At 57.3% G+C, this 22,716-nt stretch carries 20 protein-coding genes, 2 tRNA genes and 1 riboswitch; of the genes, 12 read left to right on the top strand and 10 right to left on the bottom strand.

What is annotated here, in order from left to right; genetic code table 11:
- Window positions 1–19: 19 nt before the first annotated feature.
- Window positions 20–883 carry an SDR family oxidoreductase gene (locus ABD815_RS02950; protein ID WP_344843239.1) on the bottom strand — a complete coding sequence of 288 codons (864 nt, stop codon included), beginning with the start codon at window positions 881–883 and terminating at the stop codon, window positions 20–22.
- Window positions 884–1,029: 146 nt separating this feature from the next.
- On the opposite strand from ABD815_RS02950, the gene ABD815_RS02945 reads away from it, so the two are divergent.
- The 3 genes from ABD815_RS02945 to ABD815_RS02935 all read left to right on the top strand — a co-directional run bounded on the left by ABD815_RS02945 (window position 1,030) and on the right by ABD815_RS02935 (window position 3,849).
- The gene (locus tag ABD815_RS02945; RefSeq protein ID WP_425549841.1) at window positions 1,030–2,493 is read left to right on the top strand and encodes an AMP nucleosidase; all 1,464 of its coding nucleotides are present in this window, start codon (window positions 1,030–1,032) and stop codon (window positions 2,491–2,493) included.
- 129 nt (window positions 2,494–2,622) lie between these two features.
- A complete protein-coding gene (locus ABD815_RS02940; RefSeq protein WP_344843235.1) occupies window positions 2,623–2,910 on the top strand; it encodes an HU family DNA-binding protein in 288 nt (95 codons plus the stop codon).
- A 78-nt stretch (window positions 2,911–2,988) separates the two neighbouring features.
- Complete coding sequence (locus tag ABD815_RS02935) at window positions 2,989–3,849, top strand: DMT family transporter (RefSeq protein WP_344843232.1); 861 nt, start codon at window positions 2,989–2,991, stop codon at window positions 3,847–3,849.
- Here ABD815_RS02935 and aroC read toward each other — a convergent pair.
- Window positions 3,846–4,946, bottom strand: coding sequence for a chorismate synthase (gene aroC / locus ABD815_RS02930; RefSeq protein WP_344843229.1), 1,101 nt, complete (start codon window positions 4,944–4,946; stop codon window positions 3,846–3,848). The genes ABD815_RS02935 and aroC overlap by 4 nt on opposite strands.
- A gap of 112 nt (window positions 4,947–5,058) precedes the next feature.
- Window positions 5,059–5,160: riboswitch (TPP riboswitch) on the top strand.
- Window positions 5,161–5,200: 40 nt separating this feature from the next.
- On the opposite strand from aroC, the gene ABD815_RS02925 reads away from it, so the two are divergent.
- The 3 genes from ABD815_RS02925 to ABD815_RS02915 are packed head-to-tail and all read left to right on the top strand — an operon-like array spanning window position 5,201 to window position 8,389.
- Complete coding sequence (locus ABD815_RS02925) at window positions 5,201–6,175, top strand: thiamine ABC transporter substrate-binding protein (protein WP_344843226.1); 975 nt, start codon at window positions 5,201–5,203, stop codon at window positions 6,173–6,175.
- The gene (locus ABD815_RS02920; protein WP_344843223.1) at window positions 6,151–7,695 is read left to right on the top strand and encodes a thiamine/thiamine pyrophosphate ABC transporter permease ThiP; all 1,545 of its coding nucleotides are present in this window, start codon (window positions 6,151–6,153) and stop codon (window positions 7,693–7,695) included. Before ABD815_RS02925 ends, ABD815_RS02920 begins: the two co-directional genes overlap by 25 nt.
- The gene (locus ABD815_RS02915; RefSeq protein WP_344843221.1) at window positions 7,688–8,389 is read left to right on the top strand and encodes a thiamine ABC transporter ATP-binding protein; all 702 of its coding nucleotides are present in this window, start codon (window positions 7,688–7,690) and stop codon (window positions 8,387–8,389) included. The genes ABD815_RS02920 and ABD815_RS02915 overlap by 8 nt, the downstream gene beginning before the upstream one ends.
- Before the next feature lie 60 nt (window positions 8,390–8,449).
- On the opposite strand, the gene ABD815_RS02910 is transcribed toward ABD815_RS02915, so the two are convergent.
- The 5 genes from ABD815_RS02910 to dapF all read right to left on the bottom strand — a co-directional run bounded on the left by ABD815_RS02910 (window position 8,450) and on the right by dapF (window position 13,463).
- Complete coding sequence (locus tag ABD815_RS02910) at window positions 8,450–9,268, bottom strand: cytochrome c1 (RefSeq protein WP_344843219.1); 819 nt, start codon at window positions 9,266–9,268, stop codon at window positions 8,450–8,452.
- A 17-nt stretch (window positions 9,269–9,285) separates the two neighbouring features.
- Window positions 9,286–10,611, bottom strand: coding sequence for a cytochrome b (gene petB / locus ABD815_RS02905; RefSeq protein WP_344843217.1), 1,326 nt, complete (start codon window positions 10,609–10,611; stop codon window positions 9,286–9,288).
- A gap of 10 nt (window positions 10,612–10,621) precedes the next feature.
- Window positions 10,622–11,185, bottom strand: coding sequence for a ubiquinol-cytochrome c reductase iron-sulfur subunit (gene petA, locus ABD815_RS02900; protein WP_344843214.1), 564 nt, complete (start codon window positions 11,183–11,185; stop codon window positions 10,622–10,624).
- A 185-nt stretch (window positions 11,186–11,370) separates the two neighbouring features.
- The gene (mtaB, locus tag ABD815_RS02895; RefSeq protein ID WP_344843211.1) at window positions 11,371–12,630 is read right to left on the bottom strand and encodes a tRNA (N(6)-L-threonylcarbamoyladenosine(37)-C(2))-methylthiotransferase MtaB; all 1,260 of its coding nucleotides are present in this window, start codon (window positions 12,628–12,630) and stop codon (window positions 11,371–11,373) included.
- Window positions 12,630–13,463: a diaminopimelate epimerase gene (gene dapF / locus ABD815_RS02890; RefSeq protein WP_344843209.1), complete on the bottom strand. Its 834-nt coding sequence runs from the start codon at window positions 13,461–13,463 to the stop codon at window positions 12,630–12,632. Before dapF ends, mtaB begins: the two co-directional genes overlap by 1 nt.
- A gap of 103 nt (window positions 13,464–13,566) precedes the next feature.
- Between dapF and ABD815_RS02885 the strand changes: the two genes are divergently transcribed.
- A tRNA-Lys gene (locus tag ABD815_RS02885) sits at window positions 13,567–13,642 on the top strand.
- 147 nt (window positions 13,643–13,789) lie between these two features.
- Here ABD815_RS02885 and ilvD read toward each other — a convergent pair.
- Entirely contained in the window at window positions 13,790–15,628 is a 1,839-nt protein-coding gene (gene ilvD / locus ABD815_RS02880; protein WP_344843206.1) for a dihydroxy-acid dehydratase, read from the bottom strand.
- Between the two features lie 103 nt (window positions 15,629–15,731).
- The gene (locus ABD815_RS02875; RefSeq protein ID WP_344843203.1) at window positions 15,732–16,787 is read right to left on the bottom strand and encodes a LacI family DNA-binding transcriptional regulator; all 1,056 of its coding nucleotides are present in this window, start codon (window positions 16,785–16,787) and stop codon (window positions 15,732–15,734) included.
- Between the two features lie 291 nt (window positions 16,788–17,078).
- Between ABD815_RS02875 and ABD815_RS02870 the strand changes: the two genes are divergently transcribed.
- The 5 genes from ABD815_RS02870 to ABD815_RS02850 all read left to right on the top strand — a co-directional run bounded on the left by ABD815_RS02870 (window position 17,079) and on the right by ABD815_RS02850 (window position 20,532).
- Window positions 17,079–17,155 (top strand) — tRNA-Arg (locus tag ABD815_RS02870).
- 155 nt (window positions 17,156–17,310) lie between these two features.
- The gene (locus tag ABD815_RS02865) at window positions 17,311–18,168 is read left to right on the top strand and encodes a hypothetical protein (protein ID WP_344843199.1); all 858 of its coding nucleotides are present in this window, start codon (window positions 17,311–17,313) and stop codon (window positions 18,166–18,168) included.
- Window positions 18,165–18,635, top strand: coding sequence for a plasmid mobilization protein (locus tag ABD815_RS02860; RefSeq protein WP_344843196.1), 471 nt, complete (start codon window positions 18,165–18,167; stop codon window positions 18,633–18,635). The genes ABD815_RS02865 and ABD815_RS02860 overlap by 4 nt, the downstream gene beginning before the upstream one ends.
- Window positions 18,632–20,200, top strand: a complete 1,569-nt coding sequence (locus tag ABD815_RS02855) for a relaxase family protein (protein WP_344843194.1) — start codon at window positions 18,632–18,634, stop codon at window positions 20,198–20,200. Before ABD815_RS02860 ends, ABD815_RS02855 begins: the two co-directional genes overlap by 4 nt.
- Window positions 20,197–20,532: a hypothetical protein gene (locus ABD815_RS02850; RefSeq protein ID WP_344843191.1), complete on the top strand. Its 336-nt coding sequence runs from the start codon at window positions 20,197–20,199 to the stop codon at window positions 20,530–20,532. Before ABD815_RS02855 ends, ABD815_RS02850 begins: the two co-directional genes overlap by 4 nt.
- Here ABD815_RS02850 and ABD815_RS02845 read toward each other — a convergent pair.
- Window positions 20,525–22,498 (bottom strand): DUF2075 domain-containing protein, encoded by a 1,974-nt coding sequence (locus tag ABD815_RS02845; RefSeq protein WP_344843188.1) that lies wholly within the window; start codon window positions 22,496–22,498, stop codon window positions 20,525–20,527. The two genes, ABD815_RS02850 and ABD815_RS02845, sit on opposite strands and share 8 nt — an antisense overlap.
- Window positions 22,499–22,716 lie beyond the last annotated feature (218 nt).

Genomic DNA, 22,716 nt, shown 5'->3' with positions numbered 1-22,716 from the left:
GCGCCGCACGCGGATTGGTTCATTCCTGATCCAGCAGCGCGCGAAGCCCGGTTTTGAAGTCGGGATAGCGAAGCTGCACGCCCAGCTCTGTTTTAATGCGCGCGTTGCTCACTTTTTTGCTCTCCGCATAAAAGCTACGTGCCATCGGGGTCATATCGGCCGTTTCAAAATCAACAGCGGCCGGTTCAGGCAGGTTAAGGAGCATTGCTGCATAGGAAATGACGTCCTGAGGTGGCGCGGGGTCATCGTCACATACATTGAATAGTCCGGTGGATTGGGGTCGATTTATTGACGCCAGTAACGTGTTCGCAATGTCCTCGACGTGAATGCGCGAAAACACCTGACCGGCTTTGATGATCCGTCGCGCGGTTCCATTGCGAACTTTGGCAAATGGACCACGTCCCGGTCCGTAAATGCCGGCCAGCCGGAATATGGCCAGTGGGAGGTCATGTTTGGAGGCGAATGTCTGCCACTCGTTCTCTGCAGATACGCGCGCCAAACCGCGTTGTGTTGCAGGCGTCAACGGGGTGGTTTCATCGACCCAACCGCCGCCATGATCCCCGTAGACACCGGTGGTCGATAGATACCCCATCCAAACCAGATTGGGCGCAAGGCCGGCAATCTCTTCGTTGAAATCACGCAGCATCGGATCGCCGTACTCATCGGGACCGGCAGAGATCAAAAGATGTGTCACCGGTGGATCAAAATTGCCCAACGCGTCGCGTGGCAAAAGAATCGGCGAAACACCTTCGTCCATAAGGCGCGCCGCTTTGTCATCGCGGCGCGTGGTCCCCGTCACCTTCCAACCGGCCGGAATCAGATGACGCGAGAGCGCCTGTGCGGAGTATCCATGCCCGAGCGAGAGCAGGTGGGGAGGTGACATATTGATGAAATCCTCTTACGTCGCGGCGCGTGGCCTTGCGCCTGCGCCTTTCATAGTGACAATTAGCGGACCCTGCCTAGGGCCGATTTTCACGGACCAGCAGTGCTGCGACGAGAGGAATGATCGTGACGACGACATCAAAAAGCCTGAGGATCGAGACCCCGCACGCCTTTGAACCGAAGTTGTTTTCGGATTCCAAAGAGGCCGTGGCGTATCTTGAAACATTGTATGATGAGGCGACGGCATTTCTGACCCTGCATTTCTCCAATGCGGCAACGGGCCAAAAGCCTGATGCCCGTTATAGGGCGTTTTACCCCGAGATTCGTGTGCGCACGACATCCTTTGCAACTATGGATAGTCGCCTGTCGTTCGGTCACGTAGCGAAACCGGGTGTCTATTCGACGACCATTACGCGACCCGACCTGTTTCATAATTACCTCGTACAGCAGCTAGAGCAGGTCATCAAAAACCACAGGGTTCGTGTCGAAGTTGGCCCTTCGACGACGCCGATGCCGGTGCATTTCGCAGTTGCGAACGACGAGACAATCACGGTGCCCCAAGAGGGTGCGATGGATTACCCGTTGCGCGACTATTTCGACGTGCCTGATCTGACAACGACGCATGACGATATCGTCAATGGGCTAGGCTATGTGCATGATGATGGATCATCCCCGCTTGCGCCCTTTACAGCGCAACGGGTGGATTACTCTCTGGCGCGGTTGTCACATTACACGGCAACCGATCCGAGTCATTTTCAGAACCACGTCCTTTTCACCAACTACCAATTCTATGTCTCGGAATTCGAAGCCTATGCGCGTCAACAGCTTAGTGATCCGAAAAGCGGCTATACGAGTTTTGTGAGTACCGGAAACGTGGAAATCACGGATCCGGAGGCCGAAATTGCGCCCACGACCAAGACGCCGCAGATGCCGACCTACCACCTCAAGCGTGCTGATGGTAGCGGGGTCACATTGGTGAACATCGGTGTTGGTCCGTCGAATGCGAAAACGGCAACCGACCATATCGCGGTGTTGCGCCCACACGCCTGGTTGATGGTTGGGCACTGTGCGGGGCTGCGGAACTCTCAGCGTTTGGGCGATTTTGTTCTCGCGCATGCGTATCTGCGTGAAGACCACGTGCTCGACGATGACCTGCCCGTCTGGGTGCCGATCCCTGCTCTGGCCGAAATCCAGACGTCCCTGGAGGATGCGGTCGAAGAGGTCACGCAGTTGGAGGGTTACGAGCTAAAGCGGATCATGCGAACCGGTACAGTCGCGACCATCGACAACAGGAACTGGGAATTGCGGGACCAATCCGGCCCGGTTCAACGCCTTTCGCAATCGCGTGCCATCGCGCTCGATATGGAAAGCGCCACGATTGCTGCGAACGGGTTCCGGTTTCGAGTGCCCTATGGAACTCTGCTGTGCGTTTCCGATAAACCACTTCATGGCGAATTGAAGCTTCCGGGCATGGCTTCGGATTTCTACAAATCGCAGGTGGCACGACATTTGCTGATCGGAATCCGCGCCATGGAGAACCTGCGCGAACTGCCGATTGAGCGGATTCATAGCCGGAAACTTCGCTCGTTCGAGGAAACTGCCTTTCTTTGAGGGCCAAAAGTCGCTCAAAATCATGAAAATGCGCGTATTCGCTACACTAATCGTTGTGTCGCACCACTATATTCGCGTAAAAATACGCAATAACCCCCAATAGAGGGGGAGGTTCGAGGAGATACAGACATGTCGAAACCGATGACAAAGACCCAGCTCGTTGCCGCACTCGCGGAAGAAATGGGTTCCGATAAAAAAGCTGCAGGCTCCGCTCTGGACGCCGTTGTTAGCATCATCACCCGCGAAGTTGCAGCCGGTGGTGCCGTTACCCTCCCCGGTGTGGGCAAAATTTACTGCCGCGAACGCCCTGAGCGTATGGTCCGCAACCCGCAGACCGGCGAGCAGATGAAAAAAGAAGCCGACAAGGTTGTGAAAATGACCATTGCAAAAGCGCTCAAAGACAGCGTGAACGGCTAAGGCTACATTGCCTTTGATTTGGGAGGGTCGCGCTGGGCGCGGCCCTTTTCTTTTGGGCGCATGATTTAAGGATACACAATGGACGTGAGAGCGATCGGCATGGGGCTCGCCTTTGTCATTATGTGGTCTTCGGCGTTCACTTCCGCACGCATCATCGTTGCAGATGCCCCAGCATTAGCCGCCCTGTCTCTACGCTTCCTTATGTCCGGAATCGTCGGCATTTTGATCGCACGGGCATTCGGTCAATCGTGGCAGTTCACGCGTGCGCAATGGCGTGGGATCGTGATTTTCGGATTGTGTCAGAACGCCGCCTATCTCGGTCTCTATTTTCTCGCCATGCGAACCGTCGAGGCATCTTTGGCCTCCGTGCTCGCTTCGTCCATGCCGCTGGTTGTCGGGGCGATTTCGATCCTAATCCTGCGTGAAAGCCTGCGACCGCTGGCCATTGGCGGATTGGTCATCGGATTTGTCGGCGTCCTTGTCATCATGGGCACACGCCTGTCGGCGGGATCGGATGGATGGGGTCTTCTCATGTGCGTCGTCGGGACTGTTGCTTTGGCCGTGGCGACGCTCACGGTTCGCTCGTTGGGTGCGGGCAAAAATGTACTGATGGTCGTCGGCTTGCAAAGCTTGATCGGCGCCGCTGCCCTGACGATCGCCTCGCCGTTCGTTGATACCTATGTCGTCAACATGACCACGGAGTTGGCTGTGGCGATGCTATACACCACTTTCGTTCCCGGCCTCATGGCGACATGGATCTGGTTCAAGCTTGTCGAGCGGATCGGCACAGTCAAAGCCGCCGCTTTCCATTTCCTTAACCCGTTCTTTGGAGTCGCAATCGCCGCCGTTCTGCTGGGCGAAAAAATCGGTGTCTGGGATGTCGTCGGTGTGGCCACGATTATGGCGGGAATCCTTGCCGTTCAGCTATCGAAAGCCTAGCCGATTTTGCCGCGCAGCCCTTCGCCCACCTGACCACGGTGCAAAAGGATGTGATCGAGAACAACACAGGCCATCATCGCCTCGCCAACAGGCACTGCGCGGATGCCAACGCAGGGATCATGGCGTCCTTTGGTTATCAGGTTTGCGTCTTCGCCTGATTTAGTGACCGTTTTGCGCGGGGTTAGGATCGAAGATGTCGGTTTGACGGCAAAACGCACGACCAAGTCCTGCCCCGTTGAAATCCCGCCGAGCACGCCGCCCGCGTGATTGGACGAAAAGATCGGACCCTCTGGCCCCATCCGCATTTCGTCTGCGTTTTCTTCGCCGGTCAGAGTGGCCGCGTTCATGCCTTCGCCAATTTCCACGCCCTTAACCGCATTTATGGACATCATTGCGGCGGCCAGATCGGTGTCGATTTTGGCATAAATTGGCGCGCCCAGGCCTGCAGGGGCGCCTTTGGCAACGATTTCGACAACCGCACCTACAGAGGAGCCGCTTTTGCGGATGCCGTCGAGGTAGGTCGCCCACTTAGCGGCGGTTTCCGCATTCGGGACCCAGAACGGATTGTTGTCGATCTCGGACCAGTCATGTTGGCCGTCTATACCGTGCGGGCCGATCTGGGTCATGTAACCTTTGATCTGCAGATCAGGCACCAAATGGGCCAAAACCGCCCGCGCAACGCCCCCGGCGGCAACCCGCGCTGCGGTTTCGCGTGCGCTCGATCGTCCGCCACCGCGATAGTCGCGAATGCCGTATTTCTGCCAGTAGGTGATATCGGCATGACCGGGGCGGAATTTTTCGGCGATATCGCCATAGTCTTTTGACCGCTGGTCAGTGTTTCGGATCATGAGTTGGATCGGCGTGCCCGTGGTGATGCCCTCAAAGACGCCAGACTGGATTTCTACCTGATCGGCCTCGCGTCGCTGCGTTGTGTACTTCGATGTGCCCGGTTTGCGTTTATTGAGCCAGACCTGAATCATCTCCTCGCTCAGCGGGATTCCGGGAGGGCAGCCGTCCACCGTCGCGCCGAGCGCTGGACCGTGGCTTTCACCCCAGGTGGTGAAGCGAAAGAGGTGCCCGAAAGTATTCATGCTCATGTCTGCTCTCCTGAACCGCGCCTGAGGACGCCGTCACGTTCGCACCCGTTTAACGGCTATGCGCGCGCTCGAAAAGGGCGTGCTTGCACTCCGCGCGCGGGACGCTAAGTTCACCCATACCTCGGGGAGCTGCGAAAGCGGCTGAGATGCGTGATGCGGACCCGTTGAACCTGAACCGGCTAAAACCGGCGGAGGGAAGGTATCGGCAACATGTTTGCACACCTTTACTTCGCCCATTCTATATGGAGCGAGCCATGAAATTTACGATCACTTTTGCCAGTCTGTTGGTGGCAGGTAGCGTTAGCGCCGAGCCGCTGATGGTCTATGCCCCCGATTACTTTGCCTCTGAATGGGGTCCGGGGCCCGCGATCAAGGAAGCTTTCGAAGCGTCCTGCGATTGCGAAATGACCTATGTCACCGGTGACCTGATGCAGCGATTGCAGTTGGAAGGCACAAAGACCGACGCCGACGTGGCGATCGGCTTTTCTTCGGACATAACAACACGGGCCCGCGAAACAGGGCTATTTGCGCCACATGGGCTGGATTTGTCTCTATTGACGCTGCCGGTGGATTGGACCGACGAGGTGTTTCTGCCCTTCAACTGGTCCTATACCGCCTTCATCTATGACAACACCAAGATCACGACACCGCCGGCCAGCTTTGCCGAATTGGTGAACAGTGAGGAAGATTGGTCCATTGCGATTCAGGACCCGCGCGCGTCTGTGTCGGGACTTGCTTTGGTGCTTTGGGCACAGGAAGTGTTCGGGGAAGACACAGAGGCGGCATGGGCCAAGCTCGCGCCAAAAATCACCACGGTGACCAAGGGGTGGTCGGAGTCGTACGGGCTTTTCACCGATGGTGAAGTCGACATGGTCCTGTCCTATACAACTTCGCCTGCCTACCACATCATCGCCGAAGAGGATCTGACCAAATCTGCGGCGATCTTCGAGGAAGGCCACTATTTCCTTGCTGAGAGCGCGGCCAAATTGACAACTACGGATCAGCCCGATTTGGCTGACGCGTTTATGGCATTCATCCTGACCGACACGTTCCAGCGGATTATCCCGACCGCCAACTGGTCCTATCCTGCGGCTCTGCCACAGAGCGAATGGCCCGAGGCCTTCTCCGCCCTCAACTATCCACAAAAATCGATCTTCCTGAACGACACACAGGCAGATGACCTGCGTGATGCGGCGATTGACGCATGGCGCGCCGGATTTTCCCAATAAACAACGCGACGGGGGTGGCTGCAGCCGCCCTCGTTCTGGCGGTGTGCCTCGGCACACTCGCCGCCGTTGCGATGCGCGCGGACGGTGTCTCGGCCCTCACGCGGTATGATTGGCGTGCAATCCATTTCACGCTGGTTCAGGCCGCGCTTTCCGGCTTTCTGTCGGTGTTATTCGCGATTCCCGTCGCGCGGGCTTTGGCGCGCCGGCGGTTTTTCGGACGCGGTGTTTTGGTCACCTTGCTCGGCGCGCCATTTATCCTACCGGTGATCGTTGCCATTTTGGGTCTGACTGCCGTTTTCGGGCGCAATGGATGGGTGTCGGGGATGCTGATTTGGGCTGGGTTCGAGCCTCTTTCCATCTACGGCTTCCATGGCGTGATCCTCGCACATGTGTTTTTCAACCTGCCCTTGGCAACGCGACTTTTGCTACAAGGCTGGGCGAATGTTCCGGCTGAAAATTTCCGACTGGCAGCGTCGTTGCGGTTTCGATCCCGGGATGTGTTTCGCCATATCGAATGGCCAATGCTGCGCGCTGTGGTGCCAGGTGCCTTTGCAGTCATCTTTCTGATTTGCACGACCAGTTTTGCCGTCGCTCTGACCTTCGGAGGCGGGCCAAATGCAACGACTGTGGAGCTCGCGATTTACGAGGCGTTTCGCTACGACTTCGACCTTGGTCGCGCGGCTCTCCTATCGGTGGTTCAGTTCCTGATTTGCGGGACGGCGGTGATCGTGTCTTTGCGCATTACGCTGCCGCCCGTTGGGCAGGACCGCCAAGATCGCATCGTGCGTCGCTTTGATGCCGCTGGCGCGGGAGCACGGGCTCTCGACGGGTTCTGGATTGTTCTTGCCGCGCTCTTTCTTATCGCGCCGCTGACCGCGCTCTTTGCCAAAGGGATGGGCGCAGTGCCGAGCCTACCGGCGTCAGTATGGCTGGCAGCGGGACGCTCCGTCCTCACCGCCTTCGGATCTGCAACGATTGCGATCGTGTTGGCCGTCACATTGGCGCTCGCCGCGCAACGTCACCGCGCTTTTGAGGGTATCGGCACTCTTTCGATAGCCGCCTCGCCCCTCGTAATCGGGACGGGACTCTTTTTGATCCTGTTTCCCGTCGTGAACATTTCCAATGTTGCATTGCCAGTCACCGCTTTGGTCAACGCGATCATGGCGCTGCCGTTCTGTCTGCGTGCGCTTGTACCTGCTATCCGCACCGCTGAGGCAGATTTTGGTCGGTTGGCGGACGGGTTGAACATGCATGGATGGGCGCGTCTGAGGTTCTTTGTTCTTCCCCGCATTCGGGGCCCGTTGGGGTTTTCTGCGGGGTTATCTGCGGCGCTTTCCATGGGTGATCTCGGGGTGATTACCCTATTTGCTCCGCCGGACGGGGCGACATTGCCTTTGCAGATTTACCGCCTGATGGGGTCATATCGGATGGAACAAGCCTCCGGCGCGGCGTTATTGCTTTTGGCGCTCGCTTTGGTGATTTTTTATATCTTCGACCGCTGGGGGCGTTCAAATGCTTGAGTTCCGCGATATCAAAGTCCAACTCGGCTCATTTCGCCTCGCGGCTGATTTTAGTGTCGAATCCGGCGCAAAACTGGCTGTTGTGGGCCCGTCTGGCGCGGGGAAGAGCACGCTGCTGGCCATTGCTGGAGGGTTCGTCGAACCCTATCAGGGGTCGGTTGTATGGCGCGACCAGCTGCTTGATCACCTTGCCCCCGGCGCGCGGCCGATTTCGTTTCTGTTTCAGGACAACAACCTGTTTCCCCACATGGATATCGCACGCAATGTGGGCCTCGGTATTCGGCCCGATCTGCGGCTGACGCGATCTGACAAGGATCGCGTGGCAGAGGCGCTCATTGCCGTGGGGCTGGACGGGTTGAGTGACCGCAAACCTGCGTCGCTGTCGGGTGGGCAGCGCGCGCGCGTAGCATTGGCCCGTATTCTGGTGCAGGCCGCACCTGTGGTGCTTCTGGATGAGCCGTTTGGAGCCCTGGGGCCTGCAATGCGAACCGAAATGATCGCACTGTCCCGCGAGGTTGGTGCACGGCTCGGGGCAACCATGTTGATGGTGAGCCATAATTTGGAAGACGTGGCAGGGTTCGCAGATGGCGTAATCTGGGTCGAGGATGGTGTTTGTCACGCGCCGCGCGCTTTGGACGCGTTTCTCGCCGATCCGCCGGAAGGTTTTGTGCGCTATGCGGGTCTACCGCGATAGAGCATGAAAAAAGCGCCCCCGAGGGAGCGCTTTGATCGTTACTGTGTGATCAGCCTAGGATCAGAGATCGAACTCTTTGCCCTTATGCGGCGCCCACAGTTTTTTGTTTGTCAGGTAGAGAAGCGACGTCAGAACCACGAGGAAAGACACGGCAAGGAAGCCGGCCTTTTTGCGGTCCGCCATTTTTGGCTCTGCCGACCACATCAGGAAGGCCGCGATATCTTCGGCTTCATGGTGCAGTTCATTGGAGTGGCCGTCGTCGAATTCGACGTCCTCACCATAGAGCGGCGGCGCCATCGCGATCCAACCGCCCGGGAAGGCAGTGTTTTCGTAGAAGGTCGTGCCAGCTTCGACTTTCTCTTCGCCGGTGTAGCCGGTGAGAAGCGAGACGATGTATTCAGGTCCACCAATGCCTTTCAGGAACTGGTTGATGCCTGTGCCGTAGGGACCATGGAAGCCTGCCCGCGATTTCGCCATCAGCGACAGGTCAGGGGCCGCCTGCGATTCGTTCGCGGGGAAGTTGTCATTCGCCGTGAGCGCGCGTGCAGCACCTTCGTCGAAATCATAAAGACCCATGTTGGCGGCTTCGTCATTCACCGGAAATTCAGCCGCAAAAGCGCGAACCTGATCTTCGGGGAGCGCTGGACCGCCTTCATCCGCGAGTGTGCGAATGGGCACGAATTTCAGACCATGACAGCTCGAACAGACTTCGGTGTAGACCTTGAGGCCACGCTGAAGCTGCATCTGGTCGTAGGTGCCAAACGGACCTTCGAACGAGAAATCGACGTCGTGGGTGTGGCCCGCGTCGCCGGCTGCGAAAGCTGACGATACGCTCAGGGTGAGCGCGGCGAGTGCGGAGAGGGTGAGTTTCTTGATCATTTTCCCTGGTTCCTTTCTCACTCGGCCGGCGCCTTGGGCGCGTCGGGGTAGTGATGGTTGAAGTCTTCTTCGATCGATGCCGGCGGGGTCGTCGGTTTCTCCAGCACGCCAAGTAGCGGCAGGATCACGAGGAAGTAGGCGAACCAATAGGTCGCGCCGATGAGCGAGATGGTCGAATAGGGCGGTTCCGCCGGCATCGCGCCAGCCCACATCAGGACGACGAAGTCGATCGCGAGGAGCCAGAACCACCATTTGAACGTCGGACGATAGCGGCCCGAGCGAACGGAGGAGGTGTCGAGCCATGGCACCAGTGCCATGACCGCGATCGCGCCGAACATTGCCAACACACCAAAGAACTTTGCGTCGATGATGCCGCCGGTGACGAAGGAGGCGATTTGCACGACCCAAACGTCCGCCGTGAAGGCCCGCAGGATCGCGTAGAACGGCAGGTAGTACCATTCGGGGACGATGTGCGCAGGTGTCGCGAGCGGGTTCGCTTCGATGTAGTTATCGGGGTGGCCGAGGTAGTTCGGCATAAATCCGACGACGGCAAAGAACGCGATCAGGACGACGCCGAGGGCAAAGAGGTCCTTGATCACGAAGTATGGCCAGAATGGCAGCGTGTCTTTTTTGGCTTCCTCTTTGGAGCCGCGGCGCACTTCAACACCTGTCGGGTTGTTGTTGCCGGTGGTGTGGAAGGCCCAGATGTGGACGATCACGAGACCGGCAATGACGAACGGCAACAGATAGTGCAGCGAGAAGAAGCGGTTCAGCGTCGCGTTATCAACTGCTGGTCCACCGAGGAGCCACGTCTGGATCGGTTCACCGATGAGCGGGATTGCCCCGAACAGACCGGTGATCACGGTCGCGCCCCAGAAGGACATCTGACCCCAAGGCAAAACATAGCCAAGGAAACCGGTCGCCATCATCAGGAGATAGATGAGCATGCCGACGATCCATGTGATTTCGCGCGGCGCTTTGTAGGAGCCATAGTAGAGACCGCGGAAAATGTGCAGATACACGGCGATAAAGAACAGTGATGCGCCGTTGGCGTGCAGGTAGCGCAGCATGTGCCCACCGTTCACGTCGCGCATGATGTGCTCGACAGAGGCAAAGGCCATGTCGGCATGCGGCGTATAGTGCATCACCAGAATAATGCCGGTGACGATCTGCATCGCGAGGCAGAATGCCAATACAATGCCCCAGATCCACATCCAGTTAAGGTTTTTCGGCGTCGGGATCATCAGCGTGCCGTAGATCAGGCCGATGATCGGGAGACGATTCTCCACACCTTTGGTAAAGGCGCCTTTGGGTTCATAATGGTCGTGAGGAATACCAGACATGTGTTTCTCCTTATCCCAGCACGATTTCTGTGTCGCCTTCAAAGGCGGCTACCGGAACCGGAAGGTTGCGCGGCGCAGGGCCTTTGCGAATTCGACCGGCGGTGTCGTAGTGCGACCCGTGACATGGGCAGAACCAACCACCAAAGTCACCTGCGCCATCACCCAAAGGCACACAGCCGAGGTGGGTACAGACGCCCATCATGACCAGCCATTCACCGGCTTCGTCGAGTGTGCGGTTTTCATCGGATGCGTCCGCACCGGCGGCAATGTTTGCGTTCTCGGCGCCTTGGTCGGCCAGTTCGGCGAGAGGCGTTGCGCGCGCTGCGTCAATTTCGTCTTGCGTGCGACGGCGAATGAACACGGGCTTGCCGAGCCATTTCACAGTCAGCTGTGTCCCAACTTCAACACCGGAAACATCCACACGGATCGAGGACAGAGCCTGCACGTCCGCGGAGGGGTTCATCTGGTTGACGAGGGGCCAGACGGCTGCACCGGTTGCAATCGCACCAGCACCGCCGGTGGCGTAATACAGGAAATCCCGACGGGTGGCGTCGTGTTCTTCTACGTGGGACACGGGCTTTTCTCCATTGTCTCTTGCCGGGCACGCCGGCCAATGCGTGACAGGCCACGGTTACCCGCAGCCTTTCAGCGGCGCTTTTAGCGAGGCACATCGCCCGCGTCCAGCATACAATGGGGTGCACAGGCGGGTCGCGTTGTCGCAATGTCCCAATGCAACAGGTTTGGAGTGATTTTTGACGCTTAAACGGTCAACTGGCCATTCTTGGTGCCGGAAATGGTTGCGGTGACGATTTCACCCTCAGTCTGGGGTGTCGCAAAGGACACTTCGGTAAACTGCTCGGTCCGACCCATGTGCGGGTTTTCCATCAGAATGTGATGGGTGCGCCCGATCTGGGTGCGCAAATGGGTATCGACGCGCAAATCTCCCGCTGCGCGAAGTCTCGCGGCGCGTTCTTTGATCGCTTTGCCGCCAACTTGGGGCATTTTCGCGGCTGGCGTGCCTTCGCGAACCGAATAAGGGAATACATGCAGCCAGGTCAGGTCGCATTCCTCCACAAGACGCAGAGAGTTTTCAAACATCGCCTCGGTTTCAGTCGGGAAACCGGCGATGATGTCGGCGCCAAATGTCATATCGGGGCGCAGGCGTTTGGCTTCCTCACAAAACCGGATCGCGTCATCGCGCAAATGGCGCCGCTTCATCCGTTTGAGAATCATGTCGTCACCGGCCTGCAAACTGAGGTGTAGATGCGGCATGAGACGGGGTTCGGTGGCAATCGCCCTCATCAGCGCATCATCAGCCTCAATCGAATCAATCGAACTGATCCGAAGGCGTGGCAAATCGGGTACGAGTTTTAGAATGCGCATCACCAGATCGCCCAGATGCGGCTCGGCAGGCAGGTCCGCACCCCAACTCGTAAGGTCCACGCCGGTCAGGACGACCTCGTTGTAGCCGCGATCCACCAAACGCTTGATCTGATCGACTACAACGCCTGCGGGAACCGAGCGTGAATTGCCGCGACCGTACGGGATGATGCAAAACGTGCAGCGGTGATCACAGCCGTTTTGAACCTGAACATAGGCACGACTGCGGGTGCCGAACCCGTCGATCAGGTGGCCCGCGGTCTCTGTAACCGACATGATGTCATCGACCTGAACGCGTTCGGTGTTTCCGATGAAATCGGGGCCCATCCGGTTCCACGTCTCCGGCTGCATCTTTTCGGAATTGCCAATCACGATGTCGACTTCGGCCATGTTTGAGAATGTTTCGGGCTCGGTTTGTGCCGCACATCCGGTCACGATGATCTTCGCGTCCGGATTTTCGCGGCGCAGTTTGCGGATTTCCTGACGCGCCTTTCGCACGGCCTCTGCGGTCACGGCGCAGGTGTTGACCACTACCGCATCGGACACACCTGCTTGCGCGGCGAGGTCCTTCATTGCTTCGGTTTCATAGGCGTTAAGGCGACAGCCCAGTGTCGCAAAGACGGGCGGATTGGCGGACATCAGAGCGCGTCCAGAAATTCGGGTGTCAATTCCGCGCGGTAGACCAGCGCCGTCGGCCCCGTCATCCACACACCGTCCTCGCGCCAATCGAGCGTGAGCCAGCCACCATCGACCTCCATGCGGACTTTGCGGTCCGTCAGGCCACGTGTGGCCGCCGCAACGACCGTGGCGCAGGCGCCCGACCCACAGGCCAAGGTGATCCCTGTGCCGCGCTCCCATACCCGCATCCGGATCTCGTCACGGGCGCGAACTTCGGCGAATTCAACGTTGGTGCGTGCGGGGAACAACGGGTCATGTTCAACCTGCGCGCCCCAACCGGCAACATCAACGGCCCCCGAGTCGGCCACAAAGAACACCGCATGCGGGTTGCCCATGCCGACCGCGACCGGATCGCCTTCCATCGGCAAATGATCAACGTCTACGTCCTGCGCCAGAGGCACCTGATCCCAATCGCGGACAGGATGGCCCATATTGACCGACACCTCATCACTGGCCCGCACAGCGACGAGTGTGCCGCGCTCTGTGCGGATGGTGACGCGGTCCTGCCCCGTCTCATCCATGATCAACCGCGCCACGCACCGTGTGGCATTGCCACAAGCGCCCGCACGGCTGCCGTCATTGTTCCAGAAATCGAGATCAATGTCGGCCACGTCGGATGACCGGATTTCGGCCAGTTGGTCAAAGCCCACACCGCGATTTCGATCACCTACCGCGCGCGCAAGTTCTGGCGTGGTCACAGCGGGGCGGCCCCGTGAATCAAGGATCACGAAGTCATTGCCTAGCCCGTGCATTTTCAGAAAGGGCAGGCCGGAAGGTGCGGCAGTCTGTTGCATGGGCGGGCATATAAACCTTGGCGAAGGGTTTTCCAAGGAATTCTCTGATTTCCGCTTGACGCTCCTGCACTGCGATTGTAGTTCCCCCGCACCACAACGAAGTGGGCCGTTAGCTCAGCTGGTAGAGCAACTGACTTTTAATCAGTAGGTCGATGGTTCGAACCCATCACGGCTCACCACTTCTTCCCAGATCAAAATACAACATCTCGTTTAGTTCCTCTGCGGCGCATGGCGTGCATAGTGTTTGTTGCGGTCATATCGAAACACGCAAAAGCCACCCCGAAGGATGGCTTTCGTTTTTAGGTCGGTTGGGCGGGAACAGAGCCCTATTTTTCCGGCAAAATGCGCACTGCACCCTTATCCGCGGCCGACGCCAGCAGGGCATAGGCCTTGAGAGCTGTGGACACGGCGCGGGGGCGTTCCTTGGCAGGGAGCCACGGCAGCGGGCCTTTGGCTTCGCGGCGGCGGGCCAGTTCGGCGTCATCCACCATCAACTGAATAGAGCGATTCGGGATGTCGATCTCGATCGTGTCGCCATTTTCTACCAACGCGATCATGCCCCCTTCAGCCGCCTCAGGGGACACATGGCCAATCGACAGACCGGAGGTCCCGCCAGAGAATCGCCCGTCGGTCAAAAGCGCGCATTTTTTGCCCAGACCTTTGGATTTCAGGTAGCTCGTTGGATAGAGCATTTCCTGCATCCCCGGACCGCCCTGTGGTCCCTCATAGCGGATCACAACGATGTCGCCTGCGCCGACCTTGCGGGTCAGAATTGCCTCAACAGAATCATCCTGTGAATCAAACACACGCGCGTTGCCGGTGAATTTCAGAATGCTGTCATCCACACCCGCGGTTTTCACAATGCACCCGCGCTCGGCGATATTGCCGAACAGGACCGCCAGACCACCGTCTTTGGAAAATGCGTGCTCAACCGAGCGGATAACGCCGCCTGTACGGTCGAGGTCGAGTTCCTTGTAGCGGTTCTCGGTCGAGAACGCCTGTGTCGTGCGCACGCCACCCGGGGCGGCTTTGAACAACTGCTCGGCCTCCGGGTTGTTGGCGATTTTGATGTCCCATTTGGCAATTGCAGCGGCCATCGTGTCGGAGTGGATCGTGCTCACATCGCCATGCAGCAACCCGCCGCGATGCATTTCGCCGAGGATCGAGAAGATGCCGCCTGCGCGGTGCACGTCTTCCATGTGTACATCGGCCTTTGCGGGCGCAACTTTGCACAGAACCGGCACTTTGCGGCTAAGCCGGTCGATGTCGTCCATGGTGAAATTGACTTTGCCCTCATAGGCAATCGCCAACAGGTGCAGCACCGTATTGGTCGATCCGCCCATCGCAATGTCGAGGCTCATAGCATTCTCAAAGGCCTCAAACGTGGCGATTTCGCGCGGCAGGTAGCCGGGCTGCTCGTCTTCGTAATGTGCTTTGGTGATTTCCACGATCCGACGACCGGCCTCCAGGAACAGGTGCCGGCGATCCGCGTGCGTCGCCAATGTCGATCCGTTGCCCGGCAGCGCGAGACCTAGTGCCTCGGCAAGACAGTTCATGGAGTTCGCGGTGAACATGCCCGAGCAGGACCCGCAGGTCGGGCAGGCGTTCTGTTCGAACTCGGCGACCTGTGCGTCGGTGTAGCTGTCGTCGGCGGCCACAACCATCGCATCGACAAGGTCCACGGCGCGCTCGATATCGTCGATCGTGACTTTGCCTGCCTCCATCGGCCCGCCGGAAACGAAGATGACCGGAATATTGAGGCGCATCGCTGCCATCATCATGCCGGGCGTGATTTTATCGCAGTTGGAGATACAGACCATCGCATCCGCGCAATGGGCGTTGACCATGTATTCCACCGAATCCGCGATGATTTCACGCGAAGGCAGGGAATAGAGCATCCCGTCATGGCCCATTGCGATGCCGTCATCGACAGCAATAGTGTTGAATTCCTTCGCCACGCCGCCCGCTTTTTCAATCTCGCGCGCAACCATCTGACCGAGGTCTTTGAGGTGAACGTGACCGGGCACGAACTGCGTGAAAGAGTTGACCACCGCGATAATCGGTTTGCCAAAATCACTATCCGTCATGCCGGTGGCGCGCCAAAGGCCACGGGCACCGGCCATGTTGCGACCATGGGTGGAACGTCGGGAACGGTAATGGGGCATCGTGGAATTCCTGTTTTGGTCATGCACGCGCTCTGCGCGGATCGATCGTCCGTTTACGCGGATCGACCCGTGATTTCCAGCGTTTCACGCAAATTGTGAAGCGTTAGAGCGGCTTCTTCACCTTCTTGAGCGTTTGGCCAAGCGCCAACTCGGGTGTGAGGGTGACTGTTTCGCCCGCGCCCTGAGGGTCATTCACCCGTTTGGCGATGATTTCCGCTGCGGTTCGCCCGATCTCCAGACGCATTGCATCCATCGTTGCGAGCTTGATGGGAAGGCCATCGAGGAATTCGATTCCGTTGAAACCGGCAAGTCCCAATTGACCGGGCACATCGATGCCTTTTTCCATGCAATACAGGAGTCCGCCTGCACCGATCATATCGTTCGAGAAGTAGAGGAAATCGAGCGGCTCGTCCTCGTTGCGTTTGAGGATCGTCTCCGTCATCTCGCGACCTTTGGTCAGGGCAGAACCACCAGAGTAGAATTCACGGTCCACAATCTCCAACCCGTTCTTGGCGAGAACTTCGGTGAACCCTTCGAACCGTTTGCGCGCGCGATGATCGAGCGGCATTTTGGTCCCAAGGAACCCGATCCGTTTGTATCCCGCATCGATGATTGCCTGCGCCATGGCGCGGCCCGCGCGGCGATGGGAAATCCCCACCGCGCTATCAATAGGATCACCGTCGGTATCCATGATTTCGACCACCGGAATGCCCGCTGCGGCCATCATCGCCGATGCGGCCTCAGTATGTTCGAGCCCTGCAATGATCACACCGGACGGGCGCCATGAAAGCATCTGGTAGAGCACGGCTTCTTCGCGTTCGGGTTTGTAATTTGTGATGCCGACAACCGGCTGCAACTCTGTGTTCTCCAACACTTCGTTGATACCCGTCATCACTTCTGGAAAGACCATGTTCGACATCGACGGGATGATCACTGCCACGAGGTTCACACGCGAAGATGCGAGAGCGCCCGCGATTTTGTTGGGCACATACCCAAGCTCACGCGCGGCTTCGAGGACCTTGTTTCGGGTCGCCTCCGAGACATCGCCCCGATTGCGCAGAACGCGGCTAACGGTCATTTCGGATACACCGGATGCTTCGGACACGTCGCGAAGGGTAAGCGGTCGTTTTGCGGGAATGGTATCGTGGCCATTTGGCATGGAATTCGAGCCTCCCTAAATTCCGATGAACCTACTTTATATGATAAAGCACTCTTGTCCATGCGACGCAATTGCTTTATGTTAACGCTAACACTGCGTGTGGCTACGCGTCTGCGCACAGAAGATTCGAGACCGTCCTGCAAGCTCTCTAGTCTCAGTACGGATTCGGATCAAAGGGGGAGTGGTGGGCCAACAACGCTCCCCCTTTACGACACCCTACCATACGACATTTCAACACCTGTCCCGACCGTCTTGTGCCATCGTGCATTCAGCGGCTAGAAACATGCCCGTGGTCCCGTGGCTCAACTGGATAGAGCAGCCCCCTCCTAAGGGGCAGGTTGCAGGTTCGAATCCTGCCGGGGTCACCAAAACCACCTGAAAAATATGGCTTATTTACAGGACGTTGTGCGGAAGCCTGCGACAAGTCCCGTGAGTTTTCACGGCGTAATCAGCTAAAACGGCGGACTTCTCGTACAAAACCTGTACAAAATTCGCACGTTTGTGCGTATTTCGGGGGTCAAGAATGAGCCGCCATAGCTTTGATCCCGAAATCGCCGGACGTGTCGGTCTCAATGCAGCGGTGATTTTCCAGAACATCGCCTTTTGGATCGAGAAGAACCAAGCCAACCGCCGTAATCTTCGCGACGGGCGATATTGGACCTACAATTCGATCTCGGCCTTTGGTGAATTGTTCCCCTATCTGAGCGAGAAGCAGATCCGCACGGCGCTCGAAAAGCTGGTCAGCGCAGAGCTGATCATCAAGGGCAATTTTAGCGATGATCGCTATGACCGGACTTGCTGGTATGCTTTGGGCAACTCCATTTGCCCAAATGGGCAAATCGATCCGACCGAAAAGGAAAATGATGCATTTGCCCCTGAGGGCAAGCCATCTGCCCCAGAGGGCAAATCCTATAAGAACAGATATAAACCATATCAAAAACCAAATCCTTCGCACGCGAAGGCGGCGGTAAAGGATGAAGTTTCTGAAAAGATATTGTCAGCCTATCCCGAGGATCGCATTCGCGGCAAAGCGGTTTGTCTCGCGCAAATCCGCCAAGCGCTGGCCGACGGAGTGGACGCCAAGGACCTCGAGGACGCCGTTCGGGCCTATGCGAGCGAGAGTGAAGGCTTCACCCGATCCAAGGTGTGCTTCTCCGACAACTGGTTCACGTCTGGCCGTTGGCTGAAATACCTTCACGACGCCGAGGAGGCGCGAGAAGCGGGCAAAGCCAAAGAGGTGGAATTGCTGAAAGGTTTGGCCGACTGGGTCACAGACAAACATCCACTGTGCCGCCACATCACACCCGGCCAAGTGACCGCTTTACTGGCCGCAAGCCTGGTCAGCCGTGCTGAAATCGAAGCGGCGGGGCTCAGATCATGAGTGCGACCGATCTTCACAATGAGCAGAGAGCAAGGTTACCCACCGATTACATCGGCGGGACTTGTGAGGGGCGGCAAGCCTCCCCTTCAAACCCCAACCAGACGCACGCAGGCGGCGTCAAAGAGAGCCTTTCCGAGAGCGTGATCTTTCGATGCACACCGTCGGAAAAGGCAGCGCTTGTGGCCAAGGCGCGTGCGGCTGGCTTGCCCAATGCCACGCTGATGCGCGAGGCCTTGGGGCTTACCGAAGCACGTCGGCGCAAGCCCGTCCCGCGTGTTGATCCGAAGCTGACCTTTGCGATTGCCCGTGTCGGCGGCAACCTCAACCAGCTTTCCCGCTGGATCAACGGCGCGGTCAAATCTGGTCGTGCAAGCCAGATCGATGCGCTCAAGGTCGCGACGCAACTGGTGGTCATCGAGCGGCAGATGGGGCAGATCGTGGCGGCGCACACAGGCGGCGGCGAATGATCATCTTGTTCTTCTCCACCGGCACTGGTGGCGGTGCAGTTCCCGTGGATTACCTGACAGCTCGCGAAGTTCTGGCCTATGACGAGAACCGCAATCTGATCCGCGATGACAGCGATGAACCGCAAACCAAGATCCGCGACCCGCTGCCCGAGGTGCTGCACGGAAACCCAAGCCAGACCCGCGACCTGATCGATGCAAGCCCCAACAAGTGGAGCTACACGGCGGGTGTCATCAGCTTTGCCGAGAGCGATGATCCCAGTCCTGACGCACAGCAAGAGGCCATTGAGCTATTTGAGGCTCTGGCCTTTGCTGGGCTGGACAGGGATCAATACGATTGCCTCTGGGTGCGCCATACACACGAGGGCAACGTCGAGCTGCACTTCTGCACGCCACGCCTTGAGCTCAACGCTGGCAAGTCCCTGAACATCGCGCCGCCAGGACATGAGACCGCCTTTTCCAGCCTGCGCGATCTGTTGAACAAAACGCACGGTTGGGCAGACCCTTTGGACCCAGAACGCGCCCGTGAAGTGAGGGCGACGATTGAAGCGCCGACCCGCGCGCAAGGTCGCGAAGCGCTGCATGATTGGATCCTCGATCAGATCAGCGTCGGCATCATTACCGACCGCGCCAGCATGGTCGACGCTTTGGCCGATGCGGGCTTCGAGATCCCCCGCGCCAGCAAGAACTACATCACCGCCCAAGACCCCGACACCGGCGAGCGCTGGCGTTTGAAAGGAGAGATTTTTCATGACGACTGGCAAGCCGAACCGCCTCGCCGAGAAATTGAACGCGGACCTGGAGACAGTACGCAGCGACCACGCCGCCTTGATGGCATCTCAGCTAGAGATCTTCAGGAGCGATTTCAGCGGCATCGCGACCAGCGCGCTGCATACAATCGAGACCGATATCAGGCTCTTTCTCAGCGACAGCAAGAGCGAGTTGGAGAGGCGGAGCGAGACGATCAGGCGCTGGCTGACGATCTCCCCTTGGGTGATCGTGGCGATGGTCTCGGCCTGGATCGTGACGGTTCTGATCGCGAGTTGGTTTTGGACGGGTTTGATGACGCGCTCGGAGTTGAAGGAACTGGGTCTAACCGCGATCGAACAGTCCAGGCAGACATGGGTGACGCTGGACCCGAACCGGACAGAACTGAAGACCTGCACGATGGCGCGAACGCCCATCATCTGTATCGAGATCAAGGAGCCTTAGATGACCAATCCACCGACAACCCCCCTGACAGCTTTGGAGCGCGAATTGCTCGCATCCGTCGAACGGTTGGTGACGGCCTGCGAGAGCTCAGCCAAGGAATTGCACGCCTTGGAGAAACGCTCGACCAGCAGGATCGAAAGCGAGGTGAATGGCTTGGCGCATTGCGTGGCGCTATTGATGAAATCACATCTCACGTCCGTCACCACATTGGCCGACTTGCTGCGCGAGGAGCAGAATTACGCGAGGCTTCAGGCGGGATTAGAGACCAGCTGGAAACTAGCGAAAGACGCCGAGAAGCGGCTGAACGAGAGTTAGATGCCCGTGAGAATCACCGCAGCGCGGGACACTCGCTTTGACGAATCTCGAAGTCGCAGAAAGGCACCACATGCAATTCGACCACACCCAATTTACGCTCGGTTTCCGGCAAGCCTTAGAATACGGCATCGACTATCGCGACTATGAAAAAGTCGACCGGTTGCCCGAAGGCATCCCGCTAATGGCCATCGCAGGTGTCTGGGGCGACTACAGCGACATACGCTGTCTGTTCATTGATCAGGATGGTCAAACCTACCGCCGCCACATTACAGGCCGTGCCGGCCGGTATGTGATCCGTGAGCTAGATTGGAACGCAAATGAGTTGCAGGTCGGGCAGGTGCTTGTCGTGCTTAAAGACTGTCATTCTACTTGAGTTCAGGAATTCCACACCCACGCAAGAAATCATAGGTTTGATCATAAAAAGCCGGTGGGCGAGTTGGATCCTTGTCATCGCCATTCGGGACAAAAATGATCATGCCTTGACGGGCTCTTGTCAGAAGAACCCGGTAAGCATTGAGCAAATACACCTGCCGCGTTGAAGACTTTACAGACTGCCACTTGCTTCCTTTGAATGCATTGAATTGCCAGGAGCCATCCACCATTCTGAGATCTGCATCCCAGCACATGCCTGCCCAATCCAGCTCAAGGCCTTGGATGTCAAATTCTGTTGCGACATCTTCCAGGTAGTAAGAGGATCTCACGTCTTGGCTGTCATTCAGGAACCAGCTTTTGGGATCAATCGCAGACTTGATGTGTATGCCTTCGGGGCGCAAACGATGGGCGCCTGAAGATGCCACCAGGCCTGTCCGTTCACTACCACGCGCCCTGCCGTTCAACCAATTCTTGGCAGAGGCGAGGTCACGCGTAAGAAGTATCGGGTATCTGTCGCCCAAGCTAGCCAGAGCGTACGAGGCCGACGATACATCGCCATCCAATACAGATGACACAAAGGAAGAGAGCTTTTCCGCGCGAAAGGATCTCATCGAAACCGACAAATGGAGATCTTCGTGCTTTGTGATCTTAGGCGAACGTAGAAGCTCTACGGCGTCCTGAGAAACCGTATAGTGCGGATCTTCCAGAAGAGTTGACGCATGCACTTCCCAATCAGAGAAGCGGTTCTCGACCGCTCTCAACCATTCTCCAAGGCCTGCTTCGCCAGTATTGATCTCCTGGCCACCACCGATAAGGCAAACGATCGTGCACCATTCGGAGTGGCGATCCATGACTCCAATCAAGAATTCTGGCTCAGATTGATCGAAGTCGGCCAACCCCCGCTTTGCTTGCATGAATTTGGAGGCTTGATCTGTTGTCCATGCGCGTTGGGCTTCATCAAAAACGACCACATGCTCAAAAGGCTCATTCGGATCGCTCAGATAGTGGTCTCTGAAGTGATGAATGTTCTGAACAAAGAGGCTTACTTCCCGCTCAGCATCCTTCTTAGAGATCTTTTCACCGCCAATCTTTCCTTGCTCAACCTTGTCCCGAGCCAAAGCTTCTCGCAATACGGTGACCAAAGGACCGTTGCCAGATAGGAAAACTGCGTTTTCGTTCTCATGCCTTTCAGCACGACTTGCCGCGATGTTCAGCCCCGCAAGCGTTTTGCCGGCGCCTGGTACACCGGTTACGAAGCAAATTGATTTCTTGTAGTCGCGTTTGGAAGTTCCGATGATCTCAGCAATACGGTCAGAGGTCGCCCTCAGGTTCTTAGCGCTCGCATCTGAACGGGAAATTTCGGTGACATCGTGCGATTTGTAAAGAGCCTGTGCGGCCTCGATGATGGTCGGTGTCGGTTTGTATCCGGACGCCTCCCAATCGGGTGATGAAACGGATTGCTCACGTGGTATCCCCGCAGCTTGAGCGACAAGGTCGCCGAGGCCAGACCGTCCGATACAGATCGGAGCAGCTACCCCATCCGCACCGAGCTCCAGATCGAAATCAACCTGATTGGCGTTCGTAGCAATCAACACCGGAACAATTGTGGCAGCGTGGCTTCCTTCGTGAAAGTTCTTGAGATCCAGCGAGTAGTCGTACACCTGTTCGATGGCATGTCGATCGAAGGCCGACGAGCCGACTTTGAATTCAATGACAAAGACGATCCCTTCTGTAACAAGAATGCAATCGGCGCGCTTGCCCATACGAGGTATGATGAATTCAAAAAAGAGCGTCCCTGAAGAAGTAGATGCCAGTGAAAGCTGAAGGTATCGAATTTGGTCTATCCATGCATTACGCTGCAAATGTTCCAATTCATGCCGGTGATGAGTTGTGAGTTTTCCCAAAATGGAAGATCCGTCTTCAACGCAGAAGTCGCCTACTGGTGCTTGATAATACGCTTTGCTCAATTTCTCTTAACCTTGTCGAAACCCTGTTGGTGACCTTGGGCCTCCTGTCACTGAAGGTCCACCCAAGTTACAGGCAAACGCCACCGTTGGAGTGCTGAGTGTGCCGGATTGCGGTCATTCGCTGCAGCGCGCAACGGAAAATGTACGCTATCCCAAAGCAGACGTTCACAATTCCTTGATGGTGCGCCATCCAAATTAGTGGAAACAAGGGATTGGTT

Source organism: Celeribacter arenosi (assembly GCF_039539485.1).
In the GTDB taxonomy this organism is placed as follows: domain Bacteria; phylum Pseudomonadota; class Alphaproteobacteria; order Rhodobacterales; family Rhodobacteraceae; genus Celeribacter; species Celeribacter arenosi.
The sequence above is the reverse complement of the archived record's forward strand: the minus strand, read 5'-3'. Positions and strand labels throughout refer to the sequence as shown.

What these genes read in the sequence shown, in the direction of transcription:
- ABD815_RS02855 (WP_344843194.1), top strand. Translation starts at nt 18,632, where the DNA reads ATGATCATCTTGTTCTTCTCCACCGGCACTGGTGGCGGTGCAGTTCCC.
- ABD815_RS02875 (WP_344843203.1), bottom strand. Translation starts at nt 16,787, where the DNA reads ATGCCAAATGGCCACGATACCATTCCCGCAAAACGACCGCTTACCCTT.
- ABD815_RS02860 (WP_344843196.1), top strand. Translation starts at nt 18,165, where the DNA reads ATGAGTGCGACCGATCTTCACAATGAGCAGAGAGCAAGGTTACCCACC.
- ABD815_RS02910 (WP_344843219.1), bottom strand. Translation starts at nt 9,268, where the DNA reads ATGATCAAGAAACTCACCCTCTCCGCACTCGCCGCGCTCACCCTGAGC.
- ABD815_RS02925 (WP_344843226.1), top strand. Translation starts at nt 5,201, where the DNA reads ATGAAATTTACGATCACTTTTGCCAGTCTGTTGGTGGCAGGTAGCGTT.
- ABD815_RS02940 (WP_344843235.1), top strand. Translation starts at nt 2,623, where the DNA reads ATGTCGAAACCGATGACAAAGACCCAGCTCGTTGCCGCACTCGCGGAA.
- ilvD (WP_344843206.1), bottom strand. Translation starts at nt 15,628, where the DNA reads ATGCCCCATTACCGTTCCCGACGTTCCACCCATGGTCGCAACATGGCC.
- ABD815_RS02915 (WP_344843221.1), top strand. Translation starts at nt 7,688, where the DNA reads ATGCTTGAGTTCCGCGATATCAAAGTCCAACTCGGCTCATTTCGCCTC.
- ABD815_RS02950 (WP_344843239.1), bottom strand. Translation starts at nt 883, where the DNA reads ATGTCACCTCCCCACCTGCTCTCGCTCGGGCATGGATACTCCGCACAG.
- ABD815_RS02865 (WP_344843199.1), top strand. Translation starts at nt 17,311, where the DNA reads ATGAGCCGCCATAGCTTTGATCCCGAAATCGCCGGACGTGTCGGTCTC.
- aroC (WP_344843229.1), bottom strand. Translation starts at nt 4,946, where the DNA reads ATGAGCATGAATACTTTCGGGCACCTCTTTCGCTTCACCACCTGGGGT.
- mtaB (WP_344843211.1), bottom strand. Translation starts at nt 12,630, where the DNA reads ATGTCCGCCAATCCGCCCGTCTTTGCGACACTGGGCTGTCGCCTTAAC.
- dapF (WP_344843209.1), bottom strand. Translation starts at nt 13,463, where the DNA reads ATGCAACAGACTGCCGCACCTTCCGGCCTGCCCTTTCTGAAAATGCAC.
- petB (WP_344843217.1), bottom strand. Translation starts at nt 10,611, where the DNA reads ATGTCTGGTATTCCTCACGACCATTATGAACCCAAAGGCGCCTTTACC.
- ABD815_RS02935 (WP_344843232.1), top strand. Translation starts at nt 2,989, where the DNA reads ATGGACGTGAGAGCGATCGGCATGGGGCTCGCCTTTGTCATTATGTGG.
- ABD815_RS02920 (WP_344843223.1), top strand. Translation starts at nt 6,151, where the DNA reads ATGGCGCGCCGGATTTTCCCAATAAACAACGCGACGGGGGTGGCTGCA.